Below are 15000 nucleotides of genomic sequence, written 5' to 3'. Positions count from 1 at the left end.
ATGCGCGTTGCGTATCAGCCGTTGCGTCATCCACGTGCGCTAGTCCGCCCTGGCCGTACACGTACGCGCGGCACTTCGTTGCTGGAGATGCTGCTGGTCATCGCGCTGATCGCGATGGCAGGTGTGCTCGCCGCCGCCGCATTGAATGGCGGGATCGATGGCATGCGCTTGCGCACCGCAGGCAAGGCGATCGCCGCGCAGCTGCGTTACACGCGCACCCAGGCGATTGCCAGCGGTACGCCGCAGCGCTTTTTGATCGATCCGCAGCAACGCCGCTGGGAAGCCCCCGGCGGCCATCACGGCGATCTGCCGTCGTCGCTGGAGGTGCGTTTCACCGGCGCGCGCCAGGTGCAGTCGCGGCAGGATCAAGGCGCGATTCAGTTCTTCCCCGATGGCGCCTCCACCGGCGGGCGCATCGATCTGCGCGTCAAGGACGCGACCTGGCGTGTCGACGTAGGCTGGATTACCGGCGAAGTGCGCTCCGGGCAAGTGCGCACGCCATCGCCATGAAGCGTCAGTGCGGCTATACGTTGATCGAAGTGATCGTCGCCTTTGCGTTGCTCGCACTGGCATTGAGTCTCTTGCTGGGATCGCTGTCCGGTGCCGCACGCCAGGTGCGCGCAGCCGACGAAAGCACGCGCGCCACGTTGCACGCACAATCCTTGCTCGCGCTGCAAGGCATGGATAAACCGCTGATGCCCGAGCAGCAGCAAGGCACGTTCGAAGACGGGCATTTCCGCTGGTCGATGGATGTGCGCCCATACGACGAACCGCGACGCAATCCCCAGGCGCCGCTGTCGCCTGGCGCGCTTACGCTGCTGCAACTGACCCTGGTAGTGCGCTGGGGTGAGCAGCCCAATCAGATGCTGCGATGGCGCACCTTGCGGCTGGTAGCTGCAACCCAAGGCAGCGCCCCGTGAGCCGTTCGCGCAGCGCGGGTTTCACATTGATCGAAGTGCTGCTGGCCACGATGTTGCTGGTCGGCGGGCTCGCATTGGCATTCGCTACGCTGCGCTCGGCCAGTGTGGTCAGTCAGCGCGGCGAAGCAATCGCCCAGCGCAGCGAGCGCGTGCGTGCGGTGGAAGAGTTCCTGCGGCGGCGTTTGGCGGCCGCATTGCCGATTGCGATGGGCATCGACCCGCAGAGCCAGCAGCCGATGTTGTTCGTCGGTGAGTCGCAGCGCATGCGCTTTACTGCCGATGTGCCGGATTATCTGGGTCGTGGCGGACCGTATCTGCATGACCTCTCTGTGGCCGGCGATGGCGAGCAGCGCAATGTGCTGATCGCGCTGACCATGCTGCAATCGGGCAAGTCGATCGAAGAGGGCACCACGCTGCCGCCGGAAAAGCTCGCCGAGGGCGTGCAGCAGGTGGGCTTTCGTTATCGCGGCATGGATCCACAAAGCGGCCGTCTGAGCGGTTGGTTGCCGCGATGGGAATGGCATGACCGCCTGCCCTTGTTGGTGCGCATCGAGATCCGCAGCGGCGATGCTGCTTGGCCGCCGCTGGTGGTGGCGCTGCCGCAATCCAGCAACGCTGGGGCGATGGGGCAATGAGCCAGATGCGCGGCGCTGCTTTGGTATTGGTGTTGTGGTTGATCGCACTGCTCACCGTGATGATCGGTGCGTACGCGTTGACCGCGCGCGTGGAAGCGTTGCAAGGCAGCATGCTGCGCAATGGCGCGCAAGCGCAGGAGTATGCGCGGTCTGGCCTGGAGTATGCGCTGTCTCGATTGCGAAGCACTGATACGCAGGCACGCTGGCGCGCAGACGGTCGACGCTATCGTTGGCAGATGGACGATGCCACCGTGGAAATTCGCATCACCGACGAAAGCGGCAAGGTGGACCTGAACATGGCCGAGCCCAACTTGCTGGCCGGCCTGGTACGCGCGGTCGGCGGCGATCAGGCCAGCGCCGCGCGCATTGCCGGGGCCATCGTCGATTGGCGCGATGGCGATTCGCTGAGCCAGCCGGGCGGCGGCGCGGAAGACCGCGATTATGCCGATGCCGGGCTGCCGTACGGCGCAAAAGACAGCCCGTTCGAAACCCAGGGCGAGCTGCGACTGGTGTTGGGTATGAATGGCGAACTGTATGGCAAGCTGTTGCCCAATCTCACGCTGTACAGCGGACGTTCGCGGCCGGAAGCGCGCTTTGCGCCGGGCCCGGTGTTGACCGCGATGGGCCTGGATGCGCAGCAACTGATGGCGCAGCGTGACGCGCCGCCGGGTTTGCCGGGCAGCGAGGCGACGGTGGGTGGCTCGGACACTTATAGTATCGAGAGCCGGGCACGACTTAGTCAGGGGCGCGAGGCGGTGTTGCGGGCGGTCGTGTCCACCAGCGCGTCCCCATTACCAGGGTCGGCCTACACCGTATTGCGTTGGGAAGAGGGAGCAGCAGTGCAATGACCGCATGGCGGGATACCTTGGGTCGCATCGGCTTACGCGCCATGCCGGGAGCCGGTGGCTTTTGGCGTTGGTGGCAACAATCGCTGCTGGCCTGGTTGCCGCAGCGTTGGCAGTGGCAGTTGGGCTTGTCGCAGGCACGCCTGTTGTTGCAACCCGATGGTGATGCGTTGCAGTTGCTGCGCCAGCGCGATCACAGCAGCGACACCATCGCAAGTCTGCCGTGGCCGGTGCAACCGCAGGAAGTGAATGCCGTGCTACCGCCCGCGCTTGAAGGGCTGCCGCGGCATTGGCTGTTGCCAGCGGCGCATGCATTGCGCCGGCCGTTGCGCCTGCCCGCAGCGGCAGCGGCGCGCTTGCAGGACGTGGCGCGCTTCGAGATCGATCGGCAAACCCCGTTCACTGCCGACCAGGTGTATTTCGACGCACGCGTGCTCGACGTGCGCGAAGACGGCCAACTCGATGCCGAACTGGTGGTGGTGCCGCGGCGCATGATCGATGGCTTGGCCGGTGTGCCAGAGGTGTGGAGCACTGCGTTGTCGGGCATCGATGTCGCCGATGCGCACGGCCTGCCGTTGGGCGTGAACCTGCTGCCGCCTGCGCGGCGTCTGCGTCGCAGCGACCCGATGCAGCGCTGGAATCTGTTGCTCACTGCCGCCGCGCTCGTCTTGCTGGCGGTGGCCGGTTGGCTGCTGCTCGACAATCGTCGGCAGGCCGCCGACGACCTGCGTGCCAAGGTGCAGGCCAATGCCGCGCGCGCGCGGCAGGTCGCCGCCGAACGCCAGCAATTGCTGGATCTGGTCGAAGGTGCGACGTTCTTCCAGCAGCAACGCACCACCCGCCCGACCTCTGTGGAAATCTGGGACGAGCTGAGCCGGCGTCTTCCTGGAGGCACCTATCTGGAAAAATTCTCGGTCGAAGGCGGGCAATTGCAGTTGATTGGATTGAGCAACGAAGCCTCATCGCTGGTGCGTCGTCTGGAAGGCTCGCCGCTGTGGCGCACACCGTCGCTGACCGGCGTGTTGCAGAGCGATTCCGGCCGCAACGTCGACCGCTTCACCATCACCGCTGAGCTGGTCGGCCCCGACGCCAAGGAGGCGGCTGATGCCACGCAGCGTTAAGCGTGATCGCTGGATCGCTTTGGGCCTGTTGTTGCTGGTGACCGGTGTGGCCTATCTGGTGCTGGTGCACCCGTGGTTTACCCAACCGATGATTGCGGTGCAGGACGATCTTCAATCGCTGCGCGAGCGCGAGTTGCGCGTGCGCGTGCAGTTGCAGCAGGCCCCGCAGGTCAGCCAAAGGCTGCGCCAGGCGCGCCAGACATTGGAAAGCCGCCCAGGTTTTTTGCCGGAAACGTCCGCCGAACTGGCTTCGGCAGGTTTGGTGCAGCGTCTGGAGCGCGCGGTGGTGGAGGGCAGTCCCGGCAACCGCAGCTGCGCCATCAGCAACCGCTCGCCGTTGCAGCCGGAAAGCAAGGACCGCTTCACCCGCGTCGCGGTACAGGTGCGTTTGCGCTGCGGCACGCCGGAATTAGCCTCGGTGTTGTACAGCCTGGAAAACGGCACGCCGCGGCTGTTCGTGGACAACCTCAACGTGATGGCCCAGCGCTACCAACTCTCGCCCAACGAAAGCGGCAACGGCCTGGACATCGCCTTCGAACTGGCAGGTTATCTGCGGCCGGGCGCCAGTGCCGCACCGCTGAACACCGACGCCGCGCCCGCTGCTCCTGCCGCCGCGGAGGCCAGCAATGCGCCTTGACATGATCGGCCTGCGCACCTGGTTGTTGGCAACTGTGGTCGGCTGGGCGTTGCTGGTGTGCGTGCTGGCCGTCGCCGGTCTGGGCAAGCGCGTCGAGCTGCTGCCCGACGACCCGGCACTGGTGCAGCGTCTGCCCACGCTGTCGGCACCGGCACCGGAACGTTTGGGAGCGTTCGAGAAGTATTCTGAAATCGCCGCGCATCCGGCCTTCGCCGAAGACCGCCTGCCGCATCCGTTCTTCCTGTCCGGCAACGATGCCAGCAGCGCCGTATCGACGGTACGCCTGACCGGCGTGCTGCTCACACCCAACTTCAAGATGGCTACGCTGACCCTGGACCCGCAGGACTCGGTGCGTGTACAACTGGGCGGCGAGGCGGTCAAGGGCTGGCGGTTGCTCGCGCTGCAGCCGCGCAGCGCAACCATCGAAGGCCCTGGCGGCACTCAGACACTGGAGCTGCAGGTGTTCAACGGCCAGGGCGGACAACCGCCGACCGCCAATGCGGTCGCTCCCGGCGCCCCCGGCGCCACCCCACCGCCACCGCCGGCCGACGCTGCCGCTGCGCTGGTGCCGCCGCCGCAGACCCAGCCCGCCGCGCCGCCACAGCAGCTCGATGGGCAGGCAGCGCCGACGGTGCCGCCGCAGCGCAGCGACGGCGCCCAGGAAGCTCCACGCCCCTCCGACGATCAGATGCGTGCCATCCGCGAACGCATCGAAGCCCGACGCCGCCAGCTGCAACAGCAGCGCCAGAGCGGCTCTACCCCCGGTCAGACCCAGTGAGTGAATGCATGACCCCGCGCCTGTTTCCCGTGTCCCTGCTGATTGGCCTGCTGGCCGGTTGCGCCACCACTCCACCGCCGGAGGTGCGCCGCGACGCGCGCCTGGACCCGCACGTCGGCGCTGCCGGCGCCACCCAGAGCACTGCCGAGCAGCGCACGGACGGCAACACCAGCGCCAAGCCCAGCCCGGTGATCCGTCGCGGCAGCGGCACCATGATCAACCAGAGCGCGGCTGCCGCACCGTCGCCCACGCTCGGCATGGCCAGTAGCGGCAGCGCCACCTTCAATTTCGAAGGCGAATCGGTGCAGGCCGTGGTCAAGGCGATCCTGGGCGACATGCTCGGCCAGAACTACGTCATCGCCCCCGGCGTGCAAGGCACCGTGACTCTGGCCACGCCCAAGCCGGTGTCGCCGGCGCAGGCCTTGAACCTGCTGGAAATGGTACTGGGCTGGAACAACGCGCGCATGGTGTTCAACGGTGGCCGCTACAACATCGTGCCGGCCGACCAGGCGCTGGCCGGCACCGTCGCGCCCAGCAACGCATCGCCGTCGGCCGCCCGCGGTTTTGAAGTGCGCGTGGTGCCGTTGAAGTTCATTTCCGCCAGCGAAATGAAGAAGGTCTTGGAGCCCTACGCGCGGCCCAACGCTATCGTCGGCACCGACCCCGCGCGCAACGTGATCACCCTGGGCGGCACCCGCGCCGAGTTGGAAAACTACCTGCGCACGGTGCAGATCTTCGACGTGGATTGGTTGTCGGGCATGTCGGTGGGCGTGTTTCCGATCCAGTCCGGCAAGGCCGAGAAAGTCGCAGCCGATCTGGACAAAGTCTTCGGCGAACAGAGCAAGACGCCCAGCGCCGGCATGTTCCGTTTCATGCCGCTGGAAAACGCCAACGCAGTGCTGGTGATCACCCCGCAGCCACGCTATCTGGACCAGATCCAGCAGTGGCTGGACCGCATCGATAGCGCCGGCGGCGGCGTGCGTTTGTTCTCGTACGAGTTGAAGTACATCAAGGCCAAGGAGCTGGCCGATCGCTTGTCGGAAGTGTTCGGCGGGCGTGGCAATGGCAACGACTCCAATGCCTCGCTGGCACCGGGGTCGGAAACCAGCGTGCTGGGTGGAGCAATGGGCAATCGCGACAGCAGCATGGGCGGCAGCTCGGGCATGACTGGCGGCAGCCTCGGCGAGAGCAGCGATGGCAGCTCGTTAGGTGGCAGTAGCGGCAGTGGCAGTGGCAGCGGCAGCAGTGGAGGCTTGGGCAACGGCAGCCTGCAGCTCTCGCCGCGCAGCAATGGCAATGGCGCGGTAACGCTGGAAGTGGAAGGCGACAAGGTCGGCGTATCGGCAGTGGCTGAAACCAATACCTTGCTGGTGCGCTCCACGCCGCAGTCGTGGAATTCGATTCGCGACGTCATTGAAAAGCTCGATGTGATGCCGATGCAGGTGCATATCGAAGCGCAGGTGGCTGAGGTGAATTTGAGTGGTGAGCTTGAGTATGGCGTGAACTGGTACTTTGAAAATGCGGTCAATGCTGCAACTGATTCGACGAGTAATGGGCCTGGCTTTGATGGGGGAGCTGGGTTGGCTAGCGCCGCGGGTCGCAACATCTGGGGTGATATCGCTGGCAAAGTGGGCAGCGGAGGGCTTGCCTGGAGCTTCCTAGGCAAGAACGCCGCTGCGATCATCACCGCTCTGGATCATGTGAGCAATGTGCGCTTGCTACAAACACCGTCGGTATTCGTGCGTAACAACGCAGAGGCGACATTAAATGTGGGGTCGCGCATCCCGATCAACTCCACATCTATCAATACTGGCTTAGGTAGCGATAGCAGCTATTCCTCGGTGCAGTATATTGATACTGGGGTCATCTTAAAGGTGCGTCCACGCGTTACTAAAGACGGCATGGTGTTCCTGGATATCGTGCAGGAAGTAAGCAGTCCAAGTGATAGACCAGCTGCTTGCACGTCCGCAACGACGACGGTCAACGCGGTTGCCTGTAATGTGGACATAAATACTCGCCGTATTAAGACGGAGGCAGCAATTCAAAGTGGCGACACGATCATGCTGGCTGGCCTTATTGAAGACAGCACCGGCGACGGTTCAGACGGTGTTCCGTTTCTAAGTAAGCTTCCAGTTGTAGGTTCTTTGTTTGGGCTAAAGAATCAAAGTAAGAGGCGCAGCGAAGTAATCGTTTTATTGACGCCCAGCATCGTCCGAAATCCGCTAGAGGCACGAAATCTGACAGATGAATATGGTCGGCGGTTTGAATCGATGGCGCCCATTAAAAAGTCAATTGGTAAGTGATTTGGCTCATTATGATTAATTAAAAAATGTGTGACTATTTTCATTTTCCCACTCCTCTCGATGGGAGTGGCACGGTAGCGTAGTGTGCTTTAATTGGAATTTAAGATTTTTTATAATCCGACTATTTCTTGTGAGGGTGGTGCCATGTGCAAGAAGGTATATTCGTCATTTATAGCTTGCATATGCATGATTTTCTCGTTTTAATGCGTTCTGCCAAGTTGTGAACGGAAGCTTCGGCAGGCCTGTTAGCCGTTGGGTATGGAGCGTTGCATCAGGCCAAGCAGGTGCTGATTTTTCAAAATATGCCGATAAGTTAGGTTGAACTCACTTTCTCTGGCTATATCTCTAGTTACGTCAATAGTATTGGTGAGCTCGCAGTCGTTCCATCTGAGTTTTATCTATATAATGGTTATGTTAGATGATTGGCTAGTAGGGTCGATGCTTATGTCCAAGGTGTTGCAAAACTGGTTACGGAAATAAACTTGCCCGTCGTGCTGGTGCCGGTTGGCACCGACGACGAGGCACTGGATGCCTGTCTGGCCGCATTGGATGCAGCCACACCCGCAGGCACGCGGGTGTGGTTGGCCGACGACGCACAGGCCGGCCCGCGCGGTCGCGCCATCATCGAACACTGGCTGGCGCGCACGCAGCTGCAGGCGCATCACACACGTCGCCAACGCATGCTCGGCGAAGTGGCGCATCTGGACGAAATGCTCGGTGCGTGCGGCGATGCCGACGTAGTGGTGCTGGGTGCGGATGCCTGCCCGTTGCCGGGCTGGTTGAGCCAACTCGACGCGTGCTTTGCGCGCGATGCCGCGATTGCCACTGCCACGCCGTGGAGCAATATGGGCGAAGCCTGCGCCTGGCCGCGGCTGGGCGAACTCAATCCGATGCCCGACGCGCCGGAGCGGCTCGCAGCCGCATGTGCGGCAATGGCGCCGCTGCATCCGGAGCTGCCATCGGCGATCGGTCACGCGGTATTGCTACGCGGCAGTGCCCGGCGCAAGGCCGGTGGTCTGGATGCCAGCAGTTATGGCTCGTGGCACGCCGCATTGGTCGATCTGAGTCTGCGTATGGGCGGGCTGGGGTGGCGAAATGTCCTCTGCGACACCGCCTTTGTTGCCTCGCCACGCGAAGGCCAGCCTGCCGATGGCGACATGGATGCGCTGGCTACCCGTTGGCCGGCCTGGCATGCGCGCCTTGCCAAGTTCCTGATGCACGACCCGCTGCGTGCGCAGCGCGATCATCTGGCGCAATTGCTGGCCGAGCTGCCGCCGCCGGATCCGCAGCGGGCCTTGTTCGGTTAGGGAAGCTCTGGACAACGTTTCCAAGCGCTTTCGATCAACAACTGAGGATGCGTAAATGCCTGATTTTCAGCATGTACGAACGTCGCGTTTGAGCAAAATTCTAAGCTCACTCGCCACGTGGTGAGTGGTCCAGAGGTTCATGGGGCGCCGCGCTCAACGCCGCAGCGCATGCGCGGTGCTTTACCGCTCCGGGCACAGCAGCGCTCGCCTGATCGCCGCGCAGTCGTTTGTCAGCGGCTCTGCGACGCCGCGCGCGTCGGCGCCTCGGTCCGCACCACTACCTCTAGCGCATCGTGACGCCAGGATTCGATATCCAGCTCCACGGCGCGGCCGTCTTCGGCAAAGCTGATCCGCTGCAGACGGAAGCATGGCGTGCCGGGGGTAGATTGCAGCAGCATGGCTTGCGCGGCATCCAGCCCGGCCGGATGCATCGACACCTTCGCGCGGCTCAGGAACAACCCGAGTTTCTGGTTGAACACGCTCGACAGCGACCCAGCCAGATCGTGTTCGAGCAGGCCCGGCGCCCACGCCGCGAGCACCACGTTGGTTTCCAGCAAGACTGAGCGACGATCGATCCAGCGCCGACGTTGCAAGACGAACACGTTTTGATGCGGGCTATCCAATCGCAACGCCGCAGCGTAGGCAGCGCCCGCAGGTTGCCGGGTAGCGCTCAATAATTCGGTGCGTGGCTTACGTCCCTGTGCGGCTACGTACTGCATGAAACCGGCGATGCTGGTGGGGTCGTAGCGCACGCGCGGTGCGCTGACGAACCAGCCGCGGCGGTTCTCGCGGTAGATACGGCCTTCGGCTTCCAGCAGCTGCAAGGCCTCGCGCAAGGTGATGCGGGTGCACCCGAAACGCTCGGCAAGCGCGCGTTCCACCGGCAGGCGTTGGTCCGGACCCCATTCGCCAGCGGCGATCTGCGCGGAAATCACTTCGGTGATGGCGTGTTGGCGCGAGACGCTCATGCCGACAACCGCCGACGCACGACGCGAACGATGGACGAGGCAGTGAGGGCAAAGAGGTGCATGGGGGCGATGGTAAAGAAGAACGCGTGCGCAAACAGCGCCTGGCTCAGCTGGCACCCGCCAGGTTCCGGTTCTGTCGGGTCTTCCAGCTGCGCCATCCATACACTGCCAGCAGCACGAAGCCCGCGTAGAGCAGGGCGGTGGGATACAGGCCCTTGCTGGCGAACACGCCCACGTAAATGCAATCGAGCACGATCCACAGCACCCAATTGGCGATGCGTTTGCGCGCAGCCCACACGCTGGCTACCAGGCTGAAGCTGGCTAACGCCGCATCTAGCCACGGCAGCGCCGCGTCGGTGCGGTGATGCATGTAGGTCCCGAGTGCGGCGGCAAACGCAGCGCCGATACATAGCCAGACCCAGAGCTCAGCGCGTGGTATCGGCAACGGGCGAATTCGCATGTCTGCAGCTGTGCCGTCTGCAGCTGTCCCAGGTTGCCAGTGCCACCAGCCGTAGAGCTGGGTCAGCACGTAGACGCCTTGCAACAGCATATCCGAGTACAGCTTCCACCGATAGAACAGCCAGGCATACAGCGCCACCGCCACGATACCGACCGGCCAGCACCAGTAAATACGCCGCGCAGTCAGCCACACGCCAAGCAGGTTGATCACGACGGCGATGGATTCGAGCAGTGACATGGAATGCCTGGAGGGAAAGTGCTGGAAACGAGCGGTAGGCGCAGGGGTCAGAAATCCACTTGCACCGTCAAACGCGCCGTACGCGGCGCGCCGGGGAACAGGTACGCATCGCCCAGGTATTGGCCGGCATCGCGCCAGTAGCGTTGGTCGAAGATGTTGTCCACGTTCAAGCGCCAGGTGGTCGCAAGACCGCCCGGTGCAGTGGCATAACGCGCGCCCAGGTTGGCCACCGTATACGCCGGCACGCTGGCATTGCCGCGTTGGTCGGCGTACTTGCGCCCACTGTACTGCACGCCGGCCAACAGCGCCAAGCCATCGACACCGGGCAGGTTGTAATCGGCCTGCACGCTGGCGCGCAACTTGGGCACGTTGATCGCCTGGTGGCCTTCATACTCGGCAATGTCGGTGTCTTCGGCGCGTGCGCGGATCGCCGCGACGCTGGCGAAAATGCGGAGCTGTTCGGTCGCTGCGCCATCGGCAGACAGCTCCAGACCACGGTCATGCAGGCGGCCTTGCTGCACATAAAGCAAGCCACCATCGGCCTGCGGTTGAGTGAACTGGTAGGCCTGGCGGATGTCGAACAACGCCGCGCCCAGACGCAGGCCATCCAGCTCGATTTTTGCGCCGGTTTCCAGCTGATACGCGTGGGTAGGTGGCAGGATCGCGTCGGCGTTGTCGGCAAACCACGGTGCGGTGCCGCCAGCGGCCAGGCTCTTGGCGTAGCTGGCATACACCGACGTCTGCTGTTGCGGTTTGAACAGCAGCGCGGCCTGCGGCAGCACGGCGTTCTTGCGCGTGCGACGTTCCAGCACGCCATCGCGATCGAACGCACGCTCGTCCAGGCGTACATAGCGTGCGCCCAGCGACACCTCCCATTGCGACCCCAAGCCAATGCGGTCGGCCAACACCAAGGCGCGCTGACGGCTGTCCAGACGGCGTTGTTTCGGCTCCAGTGCGACGTCGGTTTGCGCGAACACCTCCGGGTCGCGGTCGATCCTGCCGCTGCCGACGAATGCGTTGACCGAGCCGAAACGGTCGATAGTGCGGCGTAGCCAATCGCCGCCGATGCTCAGGTGATGCGCCAGCGCGCCGGTGACCACATGGCCTTCCAGCGTGGCGCGCACTTGATCGTGCACGCGGGTGTCGTCGGGGCTGCGGTAGTCGTAGACGTCGTACTCGCCCTGCGCGCTGAAAAAGTTGGGTGTGGCGATGTCAGCGCAACTCGTCGCGCCATAACAACCCCACGCAAACGCAGAGAAGTCGTTGATCACCGAACGGCTACGCGAGGCGTCGGCGGTGGCATGCCAGTCGTCGTTGAATTGGTAGGCGTAACGCAGCTGCGCGTTGATCGAATCCATCTCCAACGGCCGCGACCAAGGCTGATAGCCGAGCAGGCGATGCACATCGATATCGCGCGGAACCTGTGTGCCGCCCAGCAATTGATAACCAGGCACCGAGCGTTGTTGCCGATGCTGGTAGTCCACGTCTAGCTGCAGCAGCGAGTGCGGCGTGATCTTCCAGTCGCCTGCCAGGGAGAGGAAATTGCGATAGCCATCGGCGTGGTCGACGTAGCTGTTGATGTCTTCGCGCGCGGCGTTGACGCGCAGGCCCAGCGTGCGCCCGGCACCGAACCAGTCGCCCAGATCGGCGGCGGCATAGCGCGCGCCTTGCGCGTCGGTGCCCAGAATCACGCTGCGCACATGCTCGGGCCGCTTGGCGCGGTAGTCGATCAATCCGGCCGGCTCGTTGACGCCGGACTGCAGCCCGGCCAAGCCTTTGAGGATCTGCACTTGCTGCTTGTTTTCCAGCGCGATCGATTGCTCACCCACCGCGCTCATGCCATTGATGCGATAGCTATTGGCGGCATTGAGCGAGTACCCGCGCACCACGAAATTTTCGTAATAGCCGATCGGCGCGTACGCATCGCCCGCTGACGCATCCGCACGCAGCACCTCGCTGAGCACGCGCGCTTGACGGTCGAGCAATTGCTGTCGATCGATGACGGCAATCGAGGCGGGCGCATCCAGCAGGCGCGTTGCGCCAAATCCAGTCAAAGCCGTGTTGGCATCGCTGCGCTCGCCACGCACATTGACCGCATCCAGTTCCACCGCATCGGCATCGGGTTGCTGCTGGGCAAACGCAGGAGTGGCGCAGCACAGCGCCAGCGCGAGCGCGCGGCGGGAGAGCAGGGTGGTGGCAGAGACAGGCATGCGCAAGACTCCAAAAGTGCAGACGTAAACGCTCACGGCAGATGGCGCGCACGCGCGTGCAGATGCTCAAGCAAGCGCTGGCCATCGGCGCTGCCAAACCAGTCCGCGTGACCAAGCAGATAACGGTGATAGGCGATGTCGGCATTTGCAGGCGAGTGGGTGATGCCGGCGAAGTATTCGATTTCGCTCAGGGCGAAGTCGGTATGCACGATGGGCAACAGTGCGGCCAAGCAGCGCAATTGGGTCGCGTCCAGCGGGCGATGCAGCGTGTAGCCGTCCAGTAGGGCATCAAGCTGGCTAAGCTCGGCCTGCGCGCGCGCGCCAGTGTCCAGTCGCAACCACGGGATCAGGTTGCGTTCGATCGCGGTGGCCAGGTCGAACAGCGCGCTGTTGCAATCGCTCAATCCGAAATCGAAGATCGCACTGACCTGGATGTACCCGTAGCGGGTTTCCCAAAGCAGGTTGGAGGCATGCCAGTCGCCATGGGTCCACAGCGGCGGCATGGCGCCCGGCGCCGACAGCAGCGGCCATGCATGCGCATGCCATGGCAGCACATGGGTGGCCAGGTCGCGTCGCCAGGGGCGGTGTTGCAAGGCCGCGGCCAAGCGCGGACGGGTTGGCAGCACGTCTTGCAATGCCTGCACCGGGTCGGCTTGTGCGAACAGCCGCAGGTTGGCCACCAGCACGCTGGTGGTGCGTGCGGGCGCATCGAAGCTCTGCTCGGCGCGGTGCAGTTGCGCCAATGCGGCACCTGCGGCATGCGCATGTGCGACGTCCACGAACGGTGTCCACGACAACGCATCGCGGTAGTGATCATGCCCGGTGCCGACGCGTTGCACTTCGTAGACCCAATCGCCTTGAGCCAATGCAGTGCGGCCCTGTGCATCGTGCAGCACCTCGACCACGGGCGCACCTGCCCAGCGCAGATGCGCCATGTAGCTGTGTTCCTCGCGCAGCGCAGCGACACTGCGCACGCTGCAGTGGTGGCGTTTGATGATCGTGGGGCCGGTGGCGGTGTCCACGCATGCGGCTGCGGAAAACGGACGCGCGCTGTGCCAGCGCACTGCGGTGCATTGGCCGAGGGCAGGAAAGTGCCGCAACACGCGAAAGATCTCGTCGGCGGTCAACACCGGCCAGTCCGGCAGCGCCAGCTCCAGGCTCATGCCATGCACCTGGTGCGGCACACTCATGGACGCACGTTCGGCAAGCCCGCGCGGCCCGCTGTGTAAGTGGGTGGTATAGACCAAGCGGCCGAGGTCGATGCCAGGGACCCGGCGCGCGCGCCAGCAAAACCAAAGACGGCGCTGCCGGGCCGTCGCAGCGTCGCAGGCACCATCAGGCGGTCGCGACGCATGGAATGGAAGGGCAGCGCGAAACCGAAAGGTCGCTGGCCGTCATCTCAAAGATCAGGTGTGGGGGTGCGCCGTGGGCGGCGCCAACGAAAGGCCGCTTGGCGGCTCCGGGCGCGCAGTCCAGGCTGCAGTATGCCCTCTGCGGCCACCGCTCGTCATGCCGGTTCTGGCGGGCGCGATATTGCACAGGCCTGCAATCGGCGCAATCGCGCTGTTCCTGAGGTGCGCCGTTGCGCCACTGCGCGCGTTTATCGCAGCCGTGGCGGCGCTTCGCCTTCACCCAGAGCCCAGAGCGTCTTGCCTGAGATAGCGCTGCGCTGCCTTGGCACCGGATAATGACCGGATGAATCCCGTCCAGATCGCCGCCGTCGTCGTGACTTACCAGAGCAGCAGCACCATCGATGCGTGCCTGTCGCGATTGCGTGCGGCCGAGGGCATCAGCGAGATCCGGGTGGTCGACAACGCCTCCAGCGACGACACCCTGGAGCTGGTGCAACGGCATGCATTGGCCGATGCGCGGCTGCACTTCATCGCCAATCCGGAAAACCCCGGTTTCGCCACTGCCTGCAACCAGGGCGCGCGCGATTCGCAGGCGCCCTGGCTGGTCTTCATCAACCCGGACCTGCTGGTCGAGCGCGACACCTTGCTGCAGTTATGCGCACGCGCGGCTGGACATGCGGCGGTGCTGCTCGGGGTGGAGCAGGTGGACGAGCAGGGCCGGCCAGATGCAGCGGTGCGCCGCCGCGACCCGGACTTTGCCGCGATGCTGCGGGCGCCGCGCGCCGCCGCGCAGTTGGCGGTGCCGGCCGACTTGTCGCTGGCCCTGCAGCCGGTGGATGCCATTTCCGGCGCGTTGATGTTGATGCAGCGCAGCCTGTTCGACCGGCTCGATGGCTGGGACGGGGGCTACCGGCTGCATGCCGAAGATCTTGACCTGTGCCGGCGAGCGCGCCAGGCCGGCGCGCTGGTCGCGGTGGCCAACGATTTGCAGGTGGTGCACGTGCGCGGGGTGTCCAGCCGCGCGCGGCCGTTCTTCGTGGAATGGCATAAACACCGCGGTCTGTGGCGCTATTTCCGCAAGTTCGAGGCGAGCCAGCGGGGGGCGATCACTCGGCTCGGTGTATGGCTGGCGATCTGGACCCATGCCGCCGCTCAGGTACCGCGGTTGTTGCAGAAGAAGTGACATTTGCCGCGTGCTCGCTGTGCAGGTCGCGCCTGCCAACGAAC

Annotated in this window: 14 protein-coding genes; 10 read left to right on the top strand and 4 right to left on the bottom strand. The window is 64.1% G+C overall.

Annotated elements, in window-relative coordinates:
* The 9 genes from xpsH (at position 1) to PD885_RS15430 (ending at position 8546) form a co-directional block, all read left to right on the top strand.
* Positions 1–510, top strand: a complete 510-nt coding sequence (gene xpsH / locus PD885_RS15470) for a type II secretion system protein XpsH (protein WP_002811976.1) — start codon at positions 1–3, stop codon at positions 508–510.
* Positions 507–920 (top strand): type II secretion system protein XpsI, encoded by a 414-nt coding sequence (xpsI, locus tag PD885_RS15465; protein ID WP_002811974.1) that lies wholly within the window; start codon positions 507–509, stop codon positions 918–920. The genes xpsH and xpsI overlap by 4 nt, the downstream gene beginning before the upstream one ends.
* On the top strand, positions 917–1555 hold the full coding sequence (locus PD885_RS15460; protein WP_002811972.1) for a type II secretion system protein J: 639 nt from the start codon (positions 917–919) through the stop codon (positions 1553–1555). The genes xpsI and PD885_RS15460 overlap by 4 nt, the downstream gene beginning before the upstream one ends.
* On the top strand, positions 1552–2403 hold the full coding sequence (locus tag PD885_RS15455) for a type II secretion system minor pseudopilin (RefSeq protein WP_002811970.1): 852 nt from the start codon (positions 1552–1554) through the stop codon (positions 2401–2403). Before PD885_RS15460 ends, PD885_RS15455 begins: the two co-directional genes overlap by 4 nt.
* The gene (locus PD885_RS15450) at positions 2400–3521 is read left to right on the top strand and encodes a PilN domain-containing protein (protein ID WP_002811968.1); all 1122 of its coding nucleotides are present in this window, start codon (positions 2400–2402) and stop codon (positions 3519–3521) included. Before PD885_RS15455 ends, PD885_RS15450 begins: the two co-directional genes overlap by 4 nt.
* Complete coding sequence (gene gspM / locus PD885_RS15445) at positions 3505–4158, top strand: type II secretion system protein GspM (protein ID WP_002811966.1); 654 nt, start codon at positions 3505–3507, stop codon at positions 4156–4158. Before PD885_RS15450 ends, gspM begins: the two co-directional genes overlap by 17 nt.
* Entirely contained in the window at positions 4148–4936 is a 789-nt protein-coding gene (xpsN, locus tag PD885_RS15440; RefSeq protein WP_002811963.1) for a type II secretion system protein XpsN, read from the top strand. Before gspM ends, xpsN begins: the two co-directional genes overlap by 11 nt.
* Entirely contained in the window at positions 4933–7239 is a 2307-nt protein-coding gene (gspD, locus tag PD885_RS15435; RefSeq protein WP_040762914.1) for a type II secretion system secretin GspD, read from the top strand. The genes xpsN and gspD overlap by 4 nt, the downstream gene beginning before the upstream one ends.
* A 482-nt stretch (positions 7240–7721) precedes the next feature.
* Positions 7722–8546 carry a glycosyltransferase gene (locus PD885_RS15430; RefSeq protein ID WP_002811958.1) on the top strand — a complete coding sequence of 275 codons (825 nt, stop codon included), beginning with the start codon at positions 7722–7724 and terminating at the stop codon, positions 8544–8546.
* 230 nt (positions 8547–8776) lie between these two features.
* On the opposite strand, the gene PD885_RS15425 is transcribed toward PD885_RS15430, so the two are convergent.
* The 4 genes from PD885_RS15425 to PD885_RS15410 form a co-directional block, all read right to left on the bottom strand.
* The gene (locus PD885_RS15425; RefSeq protein ID WP_002811956.1) at positions 8777–9514 is read right to left on the bottom strand and encodes a UTRA domain-containing protein; all 738 of its coding nucleotides are present in this window, start codon (positions 9512–9514) and stop codon (positions 8777–8779) included.
* Between the two features lie 106 nt (positions 9515–9620).
* Complete coding sequence (pnuC, locus tag PD885_RS15420) at positions 9621–10211, bottom strand: nicotinamide riboside transporter PnuC (RefSeq protein WP_002811954.1); 591 nt, start codon at positions 10209–10211, stop codon at positions 9621–9623.
* 47 nt (positions 10212–10258) lie between these two features.
* Entirely contained in the window at positions 10259–12421 is a 2163-nt protein-coding gene (locus PD885_RS15415) for a TonB-dependent receptor (protein ID WP_002811952.1), read from the bottom strand.
* Positions 12422–12453: 32 nt separating this feature from the next.
* Positions 12454–13611, bottom strand: a complete 1158-nt coding sequence (locus PD885_RS15410) for a phosphotransferase enzyme family protein (RefSeq protein ID WP_002811950.1) — start codon at positions 13609–13611, stop codon at positions 12454–12456.
* Positions 13612–14116: 505 nt separating this feature from the next.
* On the opposite strand from PD885_RS15410, the gene PD885_RS15405 reads away from it, so the two are divergent.
* Positions 14117–14956: a glycosyltransferase family 2 protein gene (locus PD885_RS15405; RefSeq protein ID WP_002811948.1), complete on the top strand. Its 840-nt coding sequence runs from the start codon at positions 14117–14119 to the stop codon at positions 14954–14956.
* Positions 14957–15000 lie beyond the last annotated feature (44 nt).

It is taken from the genome of Xanthomonas fragariae (genome assembly GCF_900183975.1).
Classification (GTDB): domain Bacteria; phylum Pseudomonadota; class Gammaproteobacteria; order Xanthomonadales; family Xanthomonadaceae; genus Xanthomonas; species Xanthomonas fragariae.
The sequence above is the reverse complement of the archived record's forward strand: the minus strand, read 5'-3'. Positions and strand labels throughout refer to the sequence as shown.

Excerpts from the sequence above, each read along its gene's own strand:
- xpsH (WP_002811976.1), top strand. The coding sequence starts at position 1 with ATGCGCGTTGCGTATCAGCCGTTGCGTCATCCACGTGCGCTAGTCCGC.
- xpsI (WP_002811974.1), top strand. The coding sequence starts at position 507 with ATGAAGCGTCAGTGCGGCTATACGTTGATCGAAGTGATCGTCGCCTTT.
- PD885_RS15455 (WP_002811970.1), top strand. The coding sequence starts at position 1,552 with ATGAGCCAGATGCGCGGCGCTGCTTTGGTATTGGTGTTGTGGTTGATC.
- PD885_RS15450 (WP_002811968.1), top strand. The coding sequence starts at position 2,400 with ATGACCGCATGGCGGGATACCTTGGGTCGCATCGGCTTACGCGCCATG.
- gspM (WP_002811966.1), top strand. The coding sequence starts at position 3,505 with ATGCCACGCAGCGTTAAGCGTGATCGCTGGATCGCTTTGGGCCTGTTG.
- xpsN (WP_002811963.1), top strand. The coding sequence starts at position 4,148 with ATGCGCCTTGACATGATCGGCCTGCGCACCTGGTTGTTGGCAACTGTG.
- PD885_RS15425 (WP_002811956.1), bottom strand. The coding sequence starts at position 9,514 with ATGAGCGTCTCGCGCCAACACGCCATCACCGAAGTGATTTCCGCGCAG.
- pnuC (WP_002811954.1), bottom strand. The coding sequence starts at position 10,211 with ATGTCACTGCTCGAATCCATCGCCGTCGTGATCAACCTGCTTGGCGTG.
- PD885_RS15415 (WP_002811952.1), bottom strand. The coding sequence starts at position 12,421 with ATGCCTGTCTCTGCCACCACCCTGCTCTCCCGCCGCGCGCTCGCGCTG.
- PD885_RS15410 (WP_002811950.1), bottom strand. The coding sequence starts at position 13,611 with ATGAGTGTGCCGCACCAGGTGCATGGCATGAGCCTGGAGCTGGCGCTG.
- PD885_RS15405 (WP_002811948.1), top strand. The coding sequence starts at position 14,117 with ATGAATCCCGTCCAGATCGCCGCCGTCGTCGTGACTTACCAGAGCAGC.